General features: G+C 72.5%; 17 protein-coding genes. 5 read left to right on the top strand and 12 right to left on the bottom strand.

All coding sequences use genetic code 11. The annotated features are described in order from the left end of the window. Window positions 1–236 precede the first annotated feature (236 nt). The 5 genes from ACWC1K_RS08820 to ACWC1K_RS08800 all read left to right on the top strand — a co-directional run bounded on the left by ACWC1K_RS08820 (window position 237) and on the right by ACWC1K_RS08800 (window position 7,105). Window positions 237–2,930, top strand: coding sequence for a bifunctional acetate--CoA ligase family protein/GNAT family N-acetyltransferase (locus tag ACWC1K_RS08820; RefSeq protein ID WP_450829626.1), 2,694 nt, complete (start codon window positions 237–239; stop codon window positions 2,928–2,930). Window positions 2,931–2,941: 11 nt separating this feature from the next. After that, window positions 2,942–3,673 carry a CBS domain-containing protein gene (locus ACWC1K_RS08815; RefSeq protein WP_450829625.1) on the top strand — a complete coding sequence of 244 codons (732 nt, stop codon included), beginning with the start codon at window positions 2,942–2,944 and terminating at the stop codon, window positions 3,671–3,673. 16 nt (window positions 3,674–3,689) lie between these two features. Continuing rightward, complete coding sequence (locus ACWC1K_RS08810; RefSeq protein ID WP_450829624.1) at window positions 3,690–4,199, top strand: flavodoxin domain-containing protein; 510 nt, start codon at window positions 3,690–3,692, stop codon at window positions 4,197–4,199. Window positions 4,200–4,411: 212 nt separating this feature from the next. Further along, complete coding sequence (locus ACWC1K_RS08805) at window positions 4,412–6,472, top strand: discoidin domain-containing protein (protein WP_450829623.1); 2,061 nt, start codon at window positions 4,412–4,414, stop codon at window positions 6,470–6,472. 27 nt (window positions 6,473–6,499) lie between these two features. Continuing rightward, window positions 6,500–7,105: a TetR/AcrR family transcriptional regulator gene (locus ACWC1K_RS08800; protein WP_450829621.1), complete on the top strand. Its 606-nt coding sequence runs from the start codon at window positions 6,500–6,502 to the stop codon at window positions 7,103–7,105. 17 nt (window positions 7,106–7,122) lie between these two features. On the opposite strand, the gene hypE is transcribed toward ACWC1K_RS08800, so the two are convergent. The 12 genes from hypE to ACWC1K_RS08740 form a co-directional block, all read right to left on the bottom strand. Then, window positions 7,123–8,157, bottom strand: a complete 1,035-nt coding sequence (gene hypE / locus ACWC1K_RS08795; RefSeq protein WP_450829619.1) for a hydrogenase expression/formation protein HypE — start codon at window positions 8,155–8,157, stop codon at window positions 7,123–7,125. Further along, window positions 8,154–9,257 (bottom strand): hydrogenase formation protein HypD, encoded by a 1,104-nt coding sequence (gene hypD / locus ACWC1K_RS08790; RefSeq protein WP_450829617.1) that lies wholly within the window; start codon window positions 9,255–9,257, stop codon window positions 8,154–8,156. Before hypD ends, hypE begins: the two co-directional genes overlap by 4 nt. A gap of 16 nt (window positions 9,258–9,273) precedes the next feature. Beyond that, window positions 9,274–9,894: a CBS domain-containing protein gene (locus tag ACWC1K_RS08785; protein WP_450829615.1), complete on the bottom strand. Its 621-nt coding sequence runs from the start codon at window positions 9,892–9,894 to the stop codon at window positions 9,274–9,276. Next, window positions 9,887–11,260, bottom strand: a complete 1,374-nt coding sequence (locus ACWC1K_RS08780) for a Ni/Fe hydrogenase subunit alpha (protein WP_450829613.1) — start codon at window positions 11,258–11,260, stop codon at window positions 9,887–9,889. The genes ACWC1K_RS08785 and ACWC1K_RS08780 overlap by 8 nt, the downstream gene beginning before the upstream one ends. Then, window positions 11,257–12,024 carry an NADH-quinone oxidoreductase subunit B family protein gene (locus tag ACWC1K_RS08775; RefSeq protein WP_450829611.1) on the bottom strand — a complete coding sequence of 256 codons (768 nt, stop codon included), beginning with the start codon at window positions 12,022–12,024 and terminating at the stop codon, window positions 11,257–11,259. The genes ACWC1K_RS08780 and ACWC1K_RS08775 overlap by 4 nt, the downstream gene beginning before the upstream one ends. A gap of 1 nt (window position 12,025) precedes the next feature. Continuing rightward, window positions 12,026–12,832 carry an FAD/NAD(P)-binding protein gene (locus ACWC1K_RS08770; protein ID WP_450829609.1) on the bottom strand — a complete coding sequence of 269 codons (807 nt, stop codon included), beginning with the start codon at window positions 12,830–12,832 and terminating at the stop codon, window positions 12,026–12,028. Further along, window positions 12,829–13,293, bottom strand: a complete 465-nt coding sequence (locus ACWC1K_RS08765; protein WP_450829608.1) for a Crp/Fnr family transcriptional regulator — start codon at window positions 13,291–13,293, stop codon at window positions 12,829–12,831. Before ACWC1K_RS08765 ends, ACWC1K_RS08770 begins: the two co-directional genes overlap by 4 nt. Next, the gene (locus tag ACWC1K_RS08760; RefSeq protein ID WP_450829607.1) at window positions 13,293–14,423 is read right to left on the bottom strand and encodes a 4Fe-4S dicluster domain-containing protein; all 1,131 of its coding nucleotides are present in this window, start codon (window positions 14,421–14,423) and stop codon (window positions 13,293–13,295) included. The genes ACWC1K_RS08765 and ACWC1K_RS08760 overlap by 1 nt, the downstream gene beginning before the upstream one ends. A 149-nt stretch (window positions 14,424–14,572) precedes the next feature. Next, window positions 14,573–14,830: a HypC/HybG/HupF family hydrogenase formation chaperone gene (locus tag ACWC1K_RS08755; RefSeq protein ID WP_450829606.1), complete on the bottom strand. Its 258-nt coding sequence runs from the start codon at window positions 14,828–14,830 to the stop codon at window positions 14,573–14,575. Between the two features lie 6 nt (window positions 14,831–14,836). After that, window positions 14,837–17,125: a carbamoyltransferase HypF gene (hypF, locus tag ACWC1K_RS08750; protein WP_450829605.1), complete on the bottom strand. Its 2,289-nt coding sequence runs from the start codon at window positions 17,123–17,125 to the stop codon at window positions 14,837–14,839. Then, window positions 17,122–17,628 (bottom strand): hydrogenase maturation protease, encoded by a 507-nt coding sequence (locus ACWC1K_RS08745; protein WP_450829603.1) that lies wholly within the window; start codon window positions 17,626–17,628, stop codon window positions 17,122–17,124. Before ACWC1K_RS08745 ends, hypF begins: the two co-directional genes overlap by 4 nt. 77 nt (window positions 17,629–17,705) lie before the next feature. Then, entirely contained in the window at window positions 17,706–18,536 is an 831-nt protein-coding gene (locus ACWC1K_RS08740; RefSeq protein ID WP_450829602.1) for a universal stress protein, read from the bottom strand. Between the last annotated feature and the right edge of the window lie 56 nt (window positions 18,537–18,592).

The following is an 18,592-nucleotide window of genomic DNA, read 5'->3' as shown; positions in this document are numbered from 1 at the left end:
CCAGGGAGGGCCGGACGGTGCGTCCCTCGGGCCCGTATGGCCCTGCGGCACGATGCCGTGCCACGGACGCCGGCTTTCGAAGGCGAGGTGGGGGCCGCCCGGCCGATGGCGCCGGACCATGCACCGTCTCCGGGACCGAGGGCCGACCGGCCCCCTCATCACCGCCGGTCAGCCCCTGGGACCCCGCCCCGTTCCGCTGGACGCTCGAGGTGGAGAGAAACCTGGAGGAGACCGCGATGACGGACCACACGACCAGCGCGCCCCCGGTCCACGCCCTGCTCGCGGACGGCACCACGGTGTGCATCCGTCCCGTGGCGGCAGCCGACCACGAGCAACTGCAGGGGCTGTACGAGGAGATGTCCCCCGAGAACCTGCGGCTGAGGTTCTTCGGTGTCAGCCGGCGTTCCGCCGAGATGGCCGCCGACCGTGCCTGCGCCGCACCCCACCGCGGATATCGCGCGCTGCTCGCCGAACGGGCGGGCCAGGTGATCGGTCTCGCCGAATACGACACCGGCGGCCTCGGCACCGAGGCCGACATGTCCATCGCGGTCGCCGACGGGCTGCACCACCGCGGCGTCGGCACCCTCCTCGTCGAACACCTCGTCTCCGCCGCACGCGCGGAGGGCGTCACGACGTTCACCGCCGACGCGCTCAGCGAGAACCGCGAGGTGCTCCGGCTCTTCGCCGACCTCGGCCTGCACGTCGGCCGGCGCTTCGAGGGCCCCGAGGTGCGCTGCACCATCGCCCTCGACGAGGACGAGAGCTACTTCTCGGCGGTCGAGGAGCGCGGCCGGGCCGCCGACGTGCTCAGCCTGCGCCCCCTGCTGCGGCCGCAGGCGATCGCCGTCATCGGGGCCGGGCGCAAACCGGGCTCCGTGGGCCGGGCGATCCTGCACCATCTGAAGGCCGGCGGCTACACCCGCCGCATGTTCGCGGTGAACCCCGCCGCGACCTCCCTCCTCGGCGTGCCCTGCCACCCCTCGGTCAGCGCCCTGCCCCTGACCCCCGACCTCGCCGTCGTCGCCGTGCCCGCCGCCGCGGTCCCCGCCACCGCCGAGGAGTGCGGCAAGGCGGGCGTACGGGCCCTGCTCGTGGTCACCGCCGGGCTCGACGCCGACCAGGCGCAGGCGCTGCTGGCGGCCTGTCGCACCTATGGCATGCGGCTGGTCGGTCCCAACTGCCTGGGCCTGTCCAACACCGACCCGGAGCTGAGCCTGGACGCGACCTTCGCCGCGAGCCACCCGCGCCCCGGCACGGCCGGCGTGGCCGTGCAGTCCGGCGGGGTGGGAATCGCCCTCCTGGACGGGCTGTCCCGGCTGGGCATCGGCGTGTCGACCTTCGCGTCGCTCGGCGACAAGTACGACGTCAGCGGCAACGACATGCTCCAGTGGTGGGAGAGCGACGGCCGCACCCGCCTCGCGCTGCTGCACCTGGAGTCGTTCGGCAACCCGCGGGCCTTCTCCCACACCGCCCGTCGCGTCGCGCGCCGTATGCCCGTGCTGACCGTCGACGCGGGTCGCACCGACGCGGGCCGGCGCGCCGCCGCCTCGCACACCGCCGCGGCCGCCACCCGCACCATGACCCGCGCGGCGCTCTTCACCCAGGCCGGCATCACCGCCACCCGCTCCGTCGGCGAACTCCTGGACGCAGCGGCCCTGCTGCACTCCCAGCCGCTGCCCGCCGGACCCCGCATCGCGATCGTCACCAACGCCGGCGGAGCCGGAGTCCTCGCCGCGGACGCCTGCGCCGAGGCCGGCCTCACGGTGCCCGCGCCCACCCCGCACCTGGTCGACGACCTGCTCGCCCTGCTGCCCGACGGCGCCGCCGCAGGCAACCCCGTCGACGCCACCGCGGCCGTCACGGAGGACCAGCTCACGCAGTGCGTCGACCGCCTCATGCGGCACGGCGACGCCGACGCGGTCCTGGTCGCCCTGGTGCCCACGGCGGTGGCCGCGGCCACCGGCGACGACCTCGTACGGGCCGTGACCCGGCCGTCCGGACCCCGGCCGAAGCCGGTGGTCGCCGTACGGCTCGAACAGGCGCTGCCCGTGGAACTGCTGCCCGCAGCCGACGGCGGCACCGTCCCCTCGTACGCCGAACCCCAGGCGGCGGCACGGGCGTTGGCCCATGCCGTGCGCCGCACGGAATGGCTCGCCCGCCCCGCCGGGACGGTCCCCGCCCTCGACGGCGTCGACACGGCACGCGCCCGTTCCACCGTCGAGACCTACCTCGACGCCCACCTCGACGGCGGCTGGCTCGGTCCGCGGGAGTGCGCCGCACTCCTCGACTGCTACGGCATACCCCAGTTGCCGTGGGCCTGGGCCGAGACCGAGGACGACGCCGTCCTGGCTGCCGACCGGCTGCGCGGCGCCGACGGCCGGGTGGTCATGAAGGGCCACTGGCCGGGCCTGCTGCACAAGACCGCCGAACACGCCGTCCATCTCGACCTGCGCGGCGACTCCCAGGTGCGCGCCGCCTTCCGGGACCTGGAGACCCGGTTCGCCGGCCTGCTGACGGGCGTGGTGCTGCAACCGCTCGCCGACCGTGGCACCGAACTGTTCGCGGGCGTCGTCCAGGACGAGGTCTTCGGCCCGCTCGTGCTGTTCGGTCTCGGCGGCACCGCCACCGAGGTGCTCGCCGACCATGCCGCGCGCCTGGCCCCGCTCACCGACCACGACGTGCACGACCTGATCACGGCCCCGCGCTGTGCTCCGCTCCTGTTCGGTGCGAACGGCGCGCGGCCCGTCGACCTCGAAGGACTCGAACAGCTGCTGCTGCGTCTGTCCCGGATGGCGAGCGACCTGCCGCAGCTGGCCGAGGCCGACTTCAACCCCGTACTCGCGACACCGGGCGGAGTGACCGTGCTCGACGCACGGGTGCGCCTGCTGCCGCGCAGGCCCCACGACCCGTATCTGCGCCGCCTGCGCTGAGGAGGAACGTCATGAAGCACAACAAGGTCGGCTCCGTGATGACCACGGATGTCGTCCGCGCCGAGTACGGCACCCCGTTCAAGGAGGTCGCACGGCTGCTCGGTGAACACCGCATCAGCGGACTGCCGGTGGTCGACGAGGACGAGAAGGTCATCGGCGTCATCTCCGAGACGGATCTCATGGTCCGCCAGGCCGAGACGCCGGACCCGTACGAGCCGAAGAAGCGCCACTGGCCGGCTTCCGCGACCCGTGCGTCCCGACAGCGAGCCACGAAGGTCAGGGCCCGCACGGCCGGTCAGCTGATGACCCAGCCGCCCCTCACGGTGCACGCCGACAACACCATCGTCGAGGCGGCCCGCACCATGGCGCAGCACCACATCGAGCGGCTGCCCGTCCTCGACGAGGAGCACCGGCTGGTCGGCATCGTCACCCGCCGCGACCTGCTCCAGGTCTTCCTGCGGCCCGACGCGGACATCCGCACCGAGGTCGTCGAACAGGTGCTGGTGCGTGCGCTGTGGCTGCCGCCGCGCAGCATCGACGTCCAGGTGGTGGAGGGCGTGGTCACGCTCTCCGGTCAGATGGAGCGCAAGAGCGAGACGGAGATCGCCGTCTCCATGACCCGTCAGATCGACGGAGTGGTCGCCGTTGTCGACAAGCTCACCTACCGGCTGGACGACGCCAGGATCCAGCCCCAGGAGCAGGCCCTGCACGGCGTGGCCGACGACTGGCTGCGCAAGCTGTGAGAGGAGGCGGACCGCCATGTCAGGCAATGTGCTGGTCGCCTACGGGACGACGAACGGATCGACCGCGCAGATCGCCGAGACCGTGGCCGAGGTCCTGCGCAAGGAGGGACTGACGGCCACCGCACTGCCGGCCGGGGCCGTCGTCGACCTGACGGGATACGACGCCGTCGTGGTCGGCGGCGGGCTGTACGCCGGACGCTGGCACAAGGACGCCCGCCGGTTCGTGCGCCGGCACCGCCGCGCACTGGCCGAACGCCCGCTGTGGTTCTTCAGCAGCGGCCCGCTCGACGCCTCGGCCTCCGAGCGGGACATCCCGCCCGTGCCGGGTGTGCGCCGCGCGATGACCCGGCTCGACGCCAGGGGACACGTCACCTTCGGAGGCTGTCTGCAGGAGGGTGCCAAGGGCCGCATCGCCCAGATGATCGTACGCAAGGGAAAGGGCGGAGACTTCCGCGACTTCCCCGAGATCGAGGCATGGTCGGCGCGTGTCGCGGGCGAACTGGTGGCGGAACGGGCGAAGAACTGAACAGTGGCAGACGCACTGAATGCGGTGCGGGCAGCTGAGGGGCACGGCCCCGTGGCGCGTGGCCGGCGGAAGCCGCGCGCCATCAGGTCAAGCGTCCCGGACTCTTGACTCGGTAGGTGTCCGCACCCATCCTCGTCCCATATCTTGCGCTGGTCATGACAACCTCATGGGTTGGTCAACCGCGCGATCCCGCCGACCGAGGGACGTGGGCCGTGACGCCGACTCGACGCTCGCACCGCAGCCGCAAGAACGTCACCGTGGTGTCTCTGCTTCTCTTTCTCCTGGCTCTGACCTTCGGCCCCACGCCGAGTGCCGCGGCCGGCAACGACTGGTGGATCCCCACCTCGCGCCCTGCCCCGGATGCCCAGACCAATGTCACCGGTGAGCCCTTCACCGGCACCGATTCCGCGGGCGACGTGCGCGGATTCGTCGACGCGCACAACCACCTGTTCTCCAACGAGGCCTTCGGCGGGCGACTGATCTGCGGCAAGGTGTTCTCCGAGGCCGGGGTCGCGGACGCGCTCAAGGACTGTCCCGAGCACTACCCCGACGGCACCCTCGCGGTCTTCGACTACATCACCCACGGCGGCGACGGCAGGCACGACCCGGTCGGCTGGCCGACCTTCAAGGACTGGCCGGCGTACGACTCGATGACCCATCAGGCGAACTACTACGCCTGGCTGGAGCGGGCCTGGCGCGGCGGGCAGCGGGTGCTGGTCAACGACCTCGTCACCAACGGCATGATCTGCTCCGTCTACCCCTTCAAGGACCGCGGCTGTGACGAGATGACCTCCATCCGTCTGCAGGCGAAGCTGACGTACCAACTCCAGGACTACATCGACAGGATGTACGGCGGCCCCGGCAAGGGCTGGTTCCGGATCGTCACCGACAGCGCCCAGGCCCGTGAGGTGATCAAGCAGGGCAAGCTGGCCGTCGTCCTGGGCGTGGAGACCTCCGAGCCGTTCGGCTGCAAGCAGATCCTCGACATCCCGCAGTGCAGCAAGGCCGACATCGACAAGGGCCTCGACGAGCTGTACTCGCTGGGCGTGCGCTCGATGTTCCTGTGCCACAAGTTCGACAACGCCCTGTGCGGCGTCCGCTTCGACTCGGGCGGCCTCGGCACGGCCATCAACGTCGGGCAGTTCCTGTCCACCGGCACCTTCTGGCAGACCGAGAAGTGCACAGGCCCCCAGCACGACAACCCCATCGGCACCGCCTCCTCCGCCGCGGAGAAGGACCTGCCGGCGGGCGTGGACGTCCCCGCGTACGACTCCGACGCCCAGTGCAACAAGCGCGGCCTCACCGACCTCGGCGCCTACGCCGTGCGCGGCATGATGAAACGCAAGATGATGCTGGAGATCGACCACATGAGCGTCAAGGCGGTCGGTCAGGCCCTGGACATCTTCGAGGCCGCCTCCTACCCCGGAGTGCTCTCCTCGCACAGCTGGATGGACCTGAACTGGACCGAGCGCGTCTACTCCCTCGGCGGCTTCGTCGCCCAGTACATGCACGGCTCCCAGGGGTTCGTCGCAGAGGCCGCCCGCACCAAGGCACTGCGCGACAAGTACCACGTGGGCTACGGCTACGGCACCGACTTCAACGGCATCGGCGACCACCCCGCCCCGCGCGGCGCCGACGCCCCGAACAAGGTCACCTACCCCTTCAAGAGCGCCGACGGCGGCTCCGTCATCGACCGGCAGACCACCGGTGAGCGCACCTTCGACTTCAACACCGACGGCGCAGCCCACGTCGGCCTGATCCCCGACTGGATCGAGGACATCCGGCTCAACGGCGGCCAGGGCGTGGTGAACGACCTGATGCGGGGCGCCGAGTCCTACCTCGACACCTGGGGAGCGACCGAGCAGCACCAGGCCTCGGTCGACCTCGCCAAGGGCGCGGCGGCCACCGCCAGTTCCTCCGAGTGGAACCCGTTCACCAGCTACCAGCCGGGCCGCGCCGTCGACGGCGACGACGGCACCCGCTGGGCCGGCGACTGGAGCGACGACCAGTGGTGGCAGGTCGACCTCGGCGCCACCCACCGGGTCGGCCGGGTCACACTGGCCTGGGAGCGCGCCTACGGCAAGGCGTACCGCATCGAACTGTCCACCGACGGCACCGACTGGCAGACCGTCTGGTCCACCACGTCCGGCGACGGCGGCCTGGACACCGCCCGCTTCACCGGCACACCGGCCCGCTACGTCCGCATCCACGGCCTGCAGCGCGGCACCGACTGGGGATACTCCCTGTACGAAGTGGGCGTCCACAGCGCCTGAGGTCCCTCACCACCCCCGAGGACGCACATGGCACGCATGCCGTCGGCCGAGCGGCGCAGACAGCTGACGGAAGCGGCGATCAGGGCGATGGCCCGGGACGGCGTCGCCAGGACGACGACCCGGTCCATCGCCGCCGAGGCGGGCGTGTCCCTGAGCGTCTTCCACTACTGCTTCGACTCCAAGCAGGCCCTGGTCGAGGCCGTCATCACCACCCTCACCGACCACTCGGTGACGGTGGTGAAGCAGGCCCTGCGGCCCAGGGCCACGCTCGTGGAGACCGTCCGGGCCGGCTTCCAGGCGTACTGGGACCACGTCCGCGCCCACCCCGACGAGCACATGCTCACCTACGAACTCACCCAGTACGCCTTGCGCGAGCCGGGTTTCGAGCACCTGGCCCGTCGGCAGTACGAGCTGTACGGCGCCGCCTACACCGAGCTCATCGACGGGCTGCGCCGCACCATGGATCTTCAACTCGCCGTCCCGGCAAGCGTGCTGGCCCGCTACCTGGCCGCCATGACCGACGGGCTGACCCTCAACTACCTCGTCCTGGGCGACGAATCAGCCTGGGCCGACATCCTCGACACGGTCACCACCCACATCGCAGGCCTGGTCCACGACGTCCGCCGGGCCTAGCTTCAGAAGATCCGGCGTCAGCAGATACGGGGGAGCTGCTCGCCCAGCGGCATCTCCACGATGCGCCGGGCGCCGACCAGCGTCCGCAGGGTGACCCGCCCGCGCGGCCCCTCCTGCAGCACCTCGCCGATGCGCACCGCCTGCGCCCCCTCGGGCAGCGACCGCAGGGCGGCCAGCGTCCGGTCGGCCGCGCCGGCGTCCACGAAGGCGACGAGGCAGCCCTCGTTGGCGACGACCAGCGGGTCCAGACCGAGCAGGTCGCAGGCGGAGGCCACTGCCCGGGGCACCGGGACGGCACTCTCCTCGATCTCCACGGCGACGGACGAGTCCCGGGCGATCTCGTTGAGTGCGGCGGCCAGCCCGCCCCGGGTCGGGTCGCGCAGCACATGGACCGCGGCGCCCAGCGGCGCCAGGGCGCGCACCAGCCGGTGCAGCGGCCGTGTGTCGGAGGCGATGTCGCTCTCGAAGCCGAGCCCCTCACGGGTGCTCAGCACGGTCGTGCCGTGCAGTCCGACCGGCCCGGACAGCAGCACCGCATCGCCCGGCCGGGCCAACGCGGCTGACGGGCACAGCAGTTCGTGCCGCTGTCCGACGCCGGTGGTGTTGATGAACAGCCGGTCGGCCGCACCGCGGCCCACCACCTTGGTGTCCCCGGTGATCACGGGCACGCCCACGTCCTGCGCCGCCTTGCCCAACGAGGCCATGACGGAACGCAGTTCAGCGAGGGGAAGTCCTTCCTCGACGATGAGGGACACGGACAGGGCGAGCGGCCAGGCGCCCCGCATGGCGAGGTCGTTGACCGTGCCGTGCACGGCGAGGGATCCGATGTCCCCGCCGGGGAAGGACAGCGGGCTGACGACGAAGCTGTCGGTGCTCATCACCAGGCCGGGATGGCCGGGCAGCAGCGCCGCATCCTCCAGCGGGCCCGTGCCGTCGCCCACGGCGGGCAGGACGAGCCGGTCCAGCAGCTCCGCCGTCAGGCGTCCGCCGGCGCCGTGGCCCAGCAGGACGACCTCGTCCTCGTGGTTCGGGGTGGGGCATTGGATGCTCATGCCGTGCTCCTCGTCGGAGTGCGTCCGGCCGCGTGGAAGGCGGCGCAGGTGCCCTCGGACGACACCATCGGCGCGCCCAGGGGGTGGCGGGGGGTGCAGCGGGTGCCGTACGCGGTGCAGTCGGTGGGCAGCTTCGCCCCGGTGAGGATGGCGCCCGCGATGCACTCCGCGTCCTCGACGGGGCACAGCCCGCCCACGTCGAAGCGGCGGGCGGCGTCGAACTGCCGGTACCGCTCGGCGAGTTCGAGACCGCTGTCGGGCAGTGCCCCGATGCCCCGCCAGGCCCGGTCCGTGACCCGGAAGACCGTCCGGACGGCGTCCTGCGCGTCGGTGTTGCCGGACCGGCGCACGGCGCGCACGTACTGGTTCTCCACCTCGGCCCGGCCGTCCTCCAGCTGCCGTACGGCCATCAGGATGCCTTCCAGCAGGTCCAGCGGCTCGAAGCCGGTCACCACGATCGGCACCCGGTAGCGGGCGGCGATCGGCTCGTACTCGGTCCAGCCCATCACCGCGCACACATGCCCGGCCGCCAGGAACGCCTGCACCTCGCAGTCGGGGTCCTCCAGCAGCGCCGTCATGGCGGGCGGCACGAGGACATGGCTGACCAGCATCGAGAAGTTCGTCAGCCCGAGGCGGGCCGCATGCAGTACGGCCATCGCGTTGGCCGGCGCGGTCGTCTCGAAACCGACCGCCAGGAAGACCACCTCCCGGTCGGGCCGGTCGGCGGCCAGGCGCACGGCGTCCATCGGGGCGTAGACCACGCGGACGTCCGCGCCGCGCGCCCGCAGCGACAGCAGGTCGGTGTCCGTGCCGGGCACGCGCAGCATGTCGCCGAAGCTGGTGAGGATCACACCGGGCCGGGCGGCGATCGCCATGGCCCGGTCCAGGGTCTCCAGCGGGGTCACACAGACCGGACAGCCGGGCCCGTGGATCATCCGCATCCCGGCGGGCAGCAGTTCGTCGATGCCCTGGCGCACCAGCGTGTGGGTCTGCCCGCCGCACACCTCCATGATCCGCCAGGGCCGGGTGGCGGTCTGCCGCAGCTCCTCCAGCAGCCGCCGGGCGAGGACGGGATCGCGGTATTCGTCGAGGTACTTCATCGGCCCTCCGCGTGCGTCATCGATGCGTGAGATCGAGCCGGATGTCCACGACCCCCTCCACCGCCCGCACCGCCCGTGCCACCACGGGCACCAGCATCCGGTCGGGCAGGGAGCCGCCCAGCGTCACGACGCCCTCCTTCACGCCCACGGTCAGGGGAGTGGTGACCGGGAGCTGGCCCAGCACGCTGTGCCGGATCTCCTGGGCGATCTCCTCGTCGTCACGGAGGAAGACCTTCAGCAGATCACTGCGGCTGACCACGCCCTGCAGCAGACCGACCCCGTCCACGACCGGCAGCCGCTTGACGTGCCGGCGGGCCATGATGCGGGCGGCCTCGGCCAGCGAGGCGTCGGCGTGCACGGTCACGGCCGGGGCGCTCATCAGCTCGCCCGCGGTGATCGCGCCGGCCTTCCTCCGGGCTTCCGGATCACCCTCCTCGGTGTCTCGGAACTCCTCCTTGGCCATCAGGTCCGCCTCGGAGACCACCCCCACCACGCGGCCCTCGCCCGCCAGGACCGGCAAGGCGCTGACCTTCCACTGGTCGAGCAGTTCGACGATCTCCTTGAAGGGCGCCTCACTGCCGACGGCGACGACGGTGTGCGTCATCACGTCGCTCACGGTGTACGGAGATTCAGGCATCGCAGCCTCCCGAAATGTCGTGCGAGGTGTCCGATGAGGTACGGACGACCGTCAGGTCGAGGAAGTGGGTGGAGCACGAGATGCACGGGTCGTGGTTGCGGATCGCCCGCTCGCACAAAGCCGTCAACTCGGCGTCGTCCGGGTCGCGTTCGCCGATCGCACGCTGGGTCAGCCGGCGCAGGTCGTCCTCGATCGCACCCTGGTTCTGTGCCGTGGGCGGTACCAGCAGCGCGCTGGTCACGAGACCGTCGGCGTCCAGTTCGTAGCGGTGATAGAGCAGTCCGCGGGGCGCCTCGGTGGCGCCGTGGCCGACGCCCGCGACCGGGGGGACCTCGGTGTACGGGCGCGTCGGCGGCTCGTAGGCCTCGATGATCCGCAGTGCCTCCGCCACGGCGTACACGCTCTCCACCGCCCGCACCAGGATCGACCGGAACGGATTGCGGCACACCGCGCCCTCGCGCGGATCGCCGAGCCCCGCCTCGACGGCCGCCTCCAGCGCGACCGGCGACAGCCGTGCGCCGCCGATCGCGAACCTGGCGAGGGAGCCGGTGAGATGCAGCCGTCCGTCCAGCCGCGAGTGCAGCGCCGTGGAGTGCTCCACATGGGTCTCGGCGACATGCTCGGTGAACTCCCGCACGGGGAAGGAAGCGGTGGAGCCGTCCGTGCGCAGCACCGTCGGGGTGCCGCTCTCGATGGCGTACGTGTCCGGGGCGGCCAGCGCCAGCAGGTCGGCCTCGACCTCGGCATCCGGGAACTCGAATCCGGCCACCCAGCGCACGGTCTCCCACGCATCGTCCAGCGCCTGCTTCAACTGCTCGGCGAGCGGCCGCAGTTCGGCACGCGTCGGCACCCGGTGGAAGCCGCCGAGCCGGACGTTGACGGGGTGCACGGCCCGCCCGCCGATCAGCTCCATCAGGGAGTTGCCCGCCTTCTTGAGCCGGAGCCCGCGCTCGACCTCCGCCCGATGGGTGCGGGCCAGCTCGATCGCGCTCGCACGGCCCAGGAAGTCCGGGGCGTGCAGCAGATAGATGTGCAGGACCTGGCTCTCGATCCACTCCCCGCAGTACAGCAGGCGGCGCAGGTCCCGGATCACCGGGTCGACCGTTGCCCCGCACGCGTCCTCGATCGCCGCGCACGCGCTCATCTGGTACGCCACCGGGCAGATCCCGCACACCCGCGCCGTGATGTCCGGCGGCTCGGTGTACGAACGCCCACGCAAAAACGCCTCGAAGAAGCGCGGCGGTTCGTAGATCTCTAGCCGTGCGTCGGTGACCGTGCCGTCGTGCACCTTCAGACGCAGGGCGCCCTCGCCCTCGACCCGGGACAGCGAGCCGACGTGCAGGACACGGGATCCACGGTGCGTCACTTGCCCCACTCCTCTTCGAAAGCGGCGGTGTTGAAGGTGTGCAGGAACCGCTCCACGTCGTCCTCGTCGAGGCCGTCGCGGCGCAGCAGCGGGATCAGCGCGGGCAGGTTCACCGACCCGGACGGGCCGAAGCAGCCGAAGCAGCCGCGGTGGTAGGCCGGGCACAGCGCGCCGCACCCGGCGTGTGTGACCGGGCCGAGGCACGGCGTGCCGTGGGCGACCGTCACACAGACCGTGCCGCGCCGCTTGCACTCGAAGCACACGCTGTGGTTCGGCACGTCCGGCTTGCGGCCGGCGAGGAATGCCGTGATCACCTCGATGAGCTGCCTGCGGTCGATCGGGCAGCCGCGCAGCTCGAAGTCGACGTCCACATGGGCCGAGACGGGAGTGGAGGTGGCGAGGGTGGAGATGTACTCGGGGTGCGCGTAGACCGTGCGCCGGAACTCGTCGACGTCCGCGAAGTTCCTGAGGGCCTGGATGCCGCCGGCCGTGGCGCACGCCCCGATGGTCACCAGGTGGCGCGAGGCGGCGCGGATGGCCCGGATCCGCTCGGCGTCCTCGGCCGTGGTGATCGAACCCTCGACGAGGGAGAGGTCGTAGGGGCCCGCTTCCACCGCGCTGGAGGCCTCCAGGAAGTGCGAGATGTCCACCTCGCCCGCCAGCGCGAGGAGTTCGTCCTCGCAGTCCAGCAGGGTGAGCTGACAGCCGTCGCAGGAGGCCAGCTTGAACACCGCGAGCCGGGGCTTGGACTTCGTGGCGGTCATCTCACAACTCCCTTACGGAGAGCAGGGGTTCCGCGCATTCCCAGTCGACGACGGGGCCCGCCCGGCACACCAGCAGGGGACCGAGCTGGCAGTGCCCGCAGTGCCCGGTGGCGCAGCGCATGTTCCGCTCCAGCGACACCTGGATGCGGTCGCGGGGCACCCCGCGGTGGGCGAGTTCGCGGGACGTGGCCCGGATCATCGGCTCGGGACCGCACACATACGCCGTCGTCTCCTCCGGCTCGAACTGCGCCCGCCCGAGCAGCTGGGTGACCACGCCGACGTCGCCGCGCCAGTCGACCTCGGGCTGGTCCACCGTCACGCCGGTGTACGCGGTGGCCCAACTCGCCACCTCGGCCCGGGCGATCAGATCGCTCGGGGTGCGCGCACCGATCAGCACGTTCACCCGCCCGTACGCTGCCGGCTCGGCAAGCACCGCCAGGATCAGCGGCCGCAGCGGGGCGAAACCGATGCCGCCCGCCACGATCACCACGTCACGGCCGCGCGCCCGCCCCGACTCCCAGCTGGTGCCGTAAGGACCGCGGATGCCGACGACGTCTCCGACCCGGGCTGCGCACAGCCCGTCGGAGACCGCGCCCACGGAGCGAACCGTGTGCGCGAGACCGCCGGTGGCCTGCACGGAGCTGACGGACACCGGAATCTCGCCACGCCCGAAGGAGTGCACCATCGCGAACTGCCCCGGCAGGAAGTCGGGGAGCGCGGAGCCCACCGGTTCGAACCGGAGCGTGACCGTGTCGGCGGTCTCCGCCCGGCGGTCGACCACCCGGTGGGGCACCGGCAGCGCGGTCATCGCTCGTCCTTCGTGTCGTAGATGCCGTACAGGTCGACCAGCCGGGCGCGGGCCGCGTTCAGCCGGTGGGCCAGCACCCGGCCGACCCAGTGCTCCACGGCACGGCCGAACTCGGGGTCGTCCAGGCACATCAGCCGGACGGCGACGGCGTCGAACTCGTAGGCCTGCAAGGGCGTCACCGCCCCCGCGCCGAGCTGCCACACGAACGGCTCGTAGAGCCAGGACCAGCCGAGCAGATCGCCGACGCCGAGCGTCTCGACGACCGGCGGGCGGCGGCCGGGGACATGCATGTCCAGGGCGGCCGTCCCACTGCGGATGATCCAGAACCGGTTCGCGTGCCCGCCCTCCTCGAAGAGGCGGCTGCCCGGCGGGAAGGCGGTCTCGCGGCCGACCCGCAGCAGCCGCTCACGGTGCTCGGCGGGCAGCGCGTGGTTCATGCGCAGGGCGATCGAGGGAGGCATCAGTCCGACTCCGTTCCGCGTTCGGCCTGCAGTGCGGCCACTTCCTCCGTGATGTCGATGCCGACCGGACACCAGGTGATGCAGCGCCCGCAGCCCACGCATCCGGTGGTGTCGAACTGGTCGTGCCAGGTCGAGAGCTTGTGGGTGAGCCACTGCCGGTAGCGGCTGCGGGGCGAGTGGCGCACCGAGCCGCCGTGCAGGTACGAGAAGTCCAGGTCGAAGCAGGAGTCCCAGCGCTGCCAGCGCTCGGTGTGGTCACCGGTCAGGTCGGTGACCTCCTCCGTGGTGGTGCAGAAGCAGGTCGGGCAGACCATGGTGCAGTTGCCGCAGGTCAGACAGCGCTCGGCGACGTCGTTCCAGCGTTCGGCGTCCAGGCTCGCGCCCATCAGGGAGCGCAGGTCGACCGGGGGCAGCGAGCGGCCCATCCGGTCGCGGGCCGCGTCCACCGAGGCGCGCGCGGTGGCCTCTGTGGCCAGGTCTGCGCGGCGGTGCGGCACCTGCTCCAGCAGCCGGGCGCCTTCTTCGCTTCCCACGCGCACCAGGAACCGGTGCCCGTCCTCGTCGACCACCTCGGTGAGCGCGAGGTCGTAGCCGGGGTCGGCGGCGGGTCCGCCGCCGGTGGAGACGCAGAAGCAGGTCGCGCCGGGCTCGGTGCATTCGGCGGCGATCAGCAGGGCGCCGGACCGGCGCCTGCCGTAGCCGGTGTCCTCGTAGCGGCCGCCGGTCAGCACGCGGTCCTGGATGGCGATGGCCCGCAGGTCACAGGGCCGCACACCGAGGAAGGCGTAGGCCGGGGCCGCGGGCTCGTGCGCGGTGAACGTCACCTCGCCCTCCGCCGTCCGGTCGGCACTCCACAGCCGCTCCCGGGACGGGTGCAGGAAGTTCTTCCAGGACTGGGGGCCCGCGCTGTGCGCGAAGGCGGCGCCGTCCTCGCGTGGCACCAGCCGGTACCGCCCGGCCTCCAGCTCGACACCCCAGCCGTACGGCAGGGCATCCGCCGAGGTCAGCTCGGACAGCACGATCGCACCGTCGCGGACGGTCGGCCCGACGACGGTCCGTCCGTCCGCCACCAGCACCGTGACCAGGGCGCTGAGCCCGTCCCGATCGAGGACGGCCGGGGCTGTGCTCATGTCGCTCCTCCTCGTCGCCGGCTTCCACTCTCAGCTTCTGACGGCGTCCACCACCTGAGGCAGGGGCCAACTGGCCCAGCAGCACAAGCCGACCGGACCTGCAACGCCGCCAACCTGCGGCCTGCGGACATCGCTGTGCCGGCCGAGCGCTAGGGAAGGGGCTCGCCCAGTTCCCCCTCGACGGCCCCTGCCATGGCCCGCAGCACGTCGAGGGTCCGCTCGGCCTCCGCTTCGTCGACCAAGGTGATCGCGAACCCGACGTGCACGATCACGTACGACCCCACGTCCGCCTCGGGCGTGCAGCTCAGACAGACCTCGCGCCGTATCCCGCCGAAGTCCGCCGTGGCCATCCGCAGCCCCGCATCGTCGTGGATCTCCAGGACCCGTCCCGGGATGCCCAGGCACATGTGCGCTCACCTCTCCCCGGCCAGTCGTGCGGCAGCAACCGCCGCCTGGCCGTAGCTGATGCCGCCGTCCCCGACCGGGACCTGACCACCGACCAGCACCCGCAGCCCCTGCGCGTGCAGCCGCCGTCTCACCTCCGTCAGCAGACGGCGGTTGACGAAGCAGCCACCGCCGAGGCAGACCGTGCGCGGCGCGCCCTCGGCCACGGCCCGCGCGACGAGTTCCGCGGTGACGATCCCGAGCGTCAGATGGAAGGCAGCGGCCAGCCGGGCCACCGGCTCCCCGCCCAGCCGCCGCTCCAGCAGATCGGCCAGCGTCGGCGCGCAGTCGTACACCCACAGGCCCTGCGCCCGGACCACCCGATGGGAAAGGGGCGCGGCGTGCTCGGCGCCCGCGGCCGCTTCGAGCAGGACGGCCGCCTCGCCCTCGTAACTCGCCCGGTCGCACAGCCCCAGCAGCGCGGCGACCGTGTCGAAGAGCCGTCCGGCGCTGGAGGCGCGGGGGCAGTTCACGCCCCTGGCGATCATCGCGCGCACGGCCGTGACCTCGGCCGGATCGAGCCGGTCCGTGAAGGCCCGGGTGAGCCAGGGGTACGGGCGCGGGGAGCCCAGCGTCTCGGCGCCGAACAGCTGGCCCAGCGCCGTGCGGGAAGGATGGCGTACCGCCGCGTCGCCGCCGGGCAGGGGCGCGGTGGCGAACCGGCCCACGCGACGGTAGCCGCTCAGATCGGCGACGAGGATCTCGCCGCCCCACAGCGTGCCGTCGTCGCCCAGCCCCAGGCCGTCGTAGGCGACACCGAGGAAATGCCCCTGTACGCCGTGCTCGGCCGCGCACGCGGCCACGTGCGCGTGATGGTGCTGCACCGCAACGCGGCGCAGCGGCTGCGCCTCGGCCCACTGCGTGGACAGATAACCGGGGTGCAGGTCGTGGGCGAGGACTGCGGGTTCGATGCCGGTGAGCCGCTTGAGGTGCTCGTACGAGGCCAGGAACGCTTCGTTGACGGCCAGGTCGGCCAGGTCTCCGGTGTGCGGGCCGAGATGGGCCCGGCCGTCGGCGGCCAGGGTGAAGGTGTGCTTCAGCTGGGCACCGGCCCCGGCGACCGGTTCACGGACGGACAGCGGCAAGGGGGCGGGAGCGAGCCCGCGGGCCCGGCGCACCGTGATCCGGGTCCGCCCGGCGAACTGCACCACCGAGTCGTCGTAGCGGGAGCGGATGGGCCGGTCGTGGGTGAGGAAGCCGTCCGCGACACCGGCGAGCGCGCGCCGGGCCTCGGTGTCCTCGACGGCGATCGGCTCGTCGCTGAGGTTGCCGCTGGTGACCACGAGAGGGCGGGCCAGCTCGTCGAGGAGGAGGTGGTGCAGGCCGGTGGTGGGCAGGAACAGGCCGACGCGGGTCAGACCGGGGTGCACCTCGGGGGCGAGCGGGGCACTGCCGTGCCACGGGCGCCGGGCGAGCAGCACCACAGGGCGTTCCGGGGACGTCAGGGCCTGCCGCTCGGTGGCGCCGATCCGCGCCAGCCGGGCGGCCGAATCGAGGTCGCGGACCATGACGGCGAACGGCTTGGTAGGACGGTGCTTGCGGCGCCGCAGCTCCGACACGGCAGCCGGATCGCCCGCGTCGCACACGAGCTGATAGCCGCCGAGGCCTTTCAGCGCGACGATCCCGCCCGCCTCGACGGCCTTCACCGCCGCCCGCAGCGCCTCCTCGCCGCGCAGGTCCTCCCAGGCCAGCCGGGGACCGCACAGGGGGCAGGCGACGGGCTCGGCGTGGAAGCGCCGGTCGCCCGGATCGGCGTACTCGGCGGCACACCGGGCGCACAACGGGAAGCGGTGCATGGTGGTGCGGATCCGGTCGTAAGGCAGGTCCTCGATGATCGTGGCGCGCGGCCCGCAGTCCGTGCAGTTGATGAACGGGTAGCGGTGGCGGCGGTCCCGGGGGTCGTGCAACTCGGCCAGGCAGGCCTCGCAGATCGCCGCGTCGGGCGGGATCTCGCACGGCGCGGTGTCCCCACCGGCGGGCGCGCTGTGCCGTACCTGGAACCCCTGCCCATAAGCCTGCTCGGGCGTGCCGCCGGTCAGCCGGACGCGGCGCACCCGGGCGAGGGCCGGCGCGTCGCTGCGCAACCGGGCGGCGAACTCGTCGATCGTGCCGAGCGGTCCGGCGACCTCGCCCTCCACATGCCCGTTGACATTGGCCACCCAGCCGTCCAGGCCGAGCGCAGATGCGGTGCGGTACACGAACGGGCGGAAGCCGACGCCCTGGACGATCCCTTCCACGTGGAAGCGCCGCACGGTCATGCCGGCCTCCCGGCGGCGGTCTCCCGGTGCCGGGCGAGCTCGGACTCGACGGCCCGGGCGAGGGGTTCCACGGCGTCCTCGACGGCAGGGGAGAGGCCGGTGCCCAGCGCGCTCTCGGCGCCCTCCACCGCGTACACGACGAGGTGCTGGGGCAACACGCCCAGAGCGCGGGCGAGTTCGACGGCCTCGCCGAGACCGAGGCCGTGCGAGCTGGTCGTCTGCGGCTGTGCCTCAAGTCCGCCGGAGAGTTCGAGGCGGTGCACGCGGCCGGGCTCGCCCGGGTGCGCATGGGCGGCGTCCACGACCACCGCGAGATCCGCGTCCTCCCACAGCCCGATCAGCCGTCCGGGCTCACCGTCGCAGGTGGCGAGCACGGTGTCCGGCGGCAGCGGCCGCTGCGCGGCCCGCTCCCGCAGCCGGGCGAGGACGGCCCAGCCCACGCCGTCGTCGCGCCGGAACTCGTTGCCGACGCCGATGACGGCGATCCGAGTACGCGTCCTCATGGTCCTCACCCTGCGCCGAGGCCATCCGGCCCCACAGGGGCCGAACGACCCAACCGCCGGGGCCGACCCTCCCCCGATCATGCGGGGACGACGGCCACCGGGCAACGGGAGCGCTCCAGCAGCTCCCGGAGGGTGGCACCCGAGGCGGAACGCCGCCCGACCACCACCAGTTCGGCACCTTCCGAGGCATGGACCAGGGCCTCCACCGGGGGGAACAGCATGACGTCCTCGAGGACGTCGACATCGGGGTACTTCCTGCGCCACGGCCGCAGTACGTCGGACAGCAGCTGCACCTCGTGGTCCTCCCAGGTGGCGCGGTCCTCCTCCAGGACCGGGAAGGGCGAAGCGGCGGCGGACGCGGGCAGCTTCCAGGCGTACACCGCATGCAGACGTGCACCGCGCAGCCGGGCCGCGTCGAAGGCGAAGTCGAGCGCGCCGCCGACCGGGTCCCGGACGTCGACGCCGACGGTCACGCCGGCGGACGGGCGCGGCGGGCCCTGGCCGACGAGCGGGCCGGGCACCAGGACCACCGGCCCGGCGGACCCCTCCGCCAGGGCCGCGGCGGTGGCGCCCATCGTGCTCCCCGCGGTACCGCCCTCGCCGCGCAGGCCGAGCACGACCAGCTCCGCCTCTTCGCCCACGGCGCGCAGGACGGGGGCGGGCATCCCGGTGTGGCTCTCACCGCGCACATGCAACGCCGGGTGCCGTTCGACGAGTTCGGCCACCACATGGTCCGCCACGGCCGCCGGACGGTACGGCCACTGCTCCACCGGATCCAACGGGGCCGGCGGTACCACATGCACCACCCGTAGGGGCAGTCCGCGCAGCAGCGCCTCGCGTGTGGCCCAGTCCGCCGCGGCTCGACTGCGTGCCGACCGGTCGACACCGGCGATGATCACTCGTTGCATGGTGTGCCGCCTTCTGGCCGGGGTCCTTCCACGATCGCCGCCCGCCCCCGTCGTGC

Source organism: Streptomyces sp. NPDC001492 (genome assembly GCF_053597275.1).
This window is presented reverse-complemented; position numbering and strand designations above follow the sequence as displayed.

Bases quoted from the DNA above. Each gene is read 5' to 3' on its own strand.
- ACWC1K_RS08820 (WP_450829626.1), top strand. From the start codon at position 237: ATGACGGACCACACGACCAGCGCGCCCCCGGTCCACGCCCTGCTCGCG.
- ACWC1K_RS08815 (WP_450829625.1), top strand. From the start codon at position 2,942: ATGAAGCACAACAAGGTCGGCTCCGTGATGACCACGGATGTCGTCCGC.
- ACWC1K_RS08810 (WP_450829624.1), top strand. From the start codon at position 3,690: ATGTCAGGCAATGTGCTGGTCGCCTACGGGACGACGAACGGATCGACC.
- ACWC1K_RS08800 (WP_450829621.1), top strand. From the start codon at position 6,500: ATGGCACGCATGCCGTCGGCCGAGCGGCGCAGACAGCTGACGGAAGCG.
- hypE (WP_450829619.1), bottom strand. From the start codon at position 8,157: ATGAGCATCCAATGCCCCACCCCGAACCACGAGGACGAGGTCGTCCTG.
- hypD (WP_450829617.1), bottom strand. From the start codon at position 9,257: ATGAAGTACCTCGACGAATACCGCGATCCCGTCCTCGCCCGGCGGCTG.
- ACWC1K_RS08785 (WP_450829615.1), bottom strand. From the start codon at position 9,894: ATGCCTGAATCTCCGTACACCGTGAGCGACGTGATGACGCACACCGTC.
- ACWC1K_RS08775 (WP_450829611.1), bottom strand. From the start codon at position 12,024: ATGACCGCCACGAAGTCCAAGCCCCGGCTCGCGGTGTTCAAGCTGGCC.
- ACWC1K_RS08770 (WP_450829609.1), bottom strand. From the start codon at position 12,832: ATGACCGCGCTGCCGGTGCCCCACCGGGTGGTCGACCGCCGGGCGGAG.
- ACWC1K_RS08765 (WP_450829608.1), bottom strand. From the start codon at position 13,293: ATGCCTCCCTCGATCGCCCTGCGCATGAACCACGCGCTGCCCGCCGAG.
- ACWC1K_RS08760 (WP_450829607.1), bottom strand. From the start codon at position 14,423: ATGAGCACAGCCCCGGCCGTCCTCGATCGGGACGGGCTCAGCGCCCTG.
- ACWC1K_RS08755 (WP_450829606.1), bottom strand. From the start codon at position 14,830: ATGTGCCTGGGCATCCCGGGACGGGTCCTGGAGATCCACGACGATGCG.
- hypF (WP_450829605.1), bottom strand. From the start codon at position 17,125: ATGACCGTGCGGCGCTTCCACGTGGAAGGGATCGTCCAGGGCGTCGGC.
- ACWC1K_RS08745 (WP_450829603.1), bottom strand. From the start codon at position 17,628: ATGAGGACGCGTACTCGGATCGCCGTCATCGGCGTCGGCAACGAGTTC.
- ACWC1K_RS08740 (WP_450829602.1), bottom strand. From the start codon at position 18,536: ATGCAACGAGTGATCATCGCCGGTGTCGACCGGTCGGCACGCAGTCGA.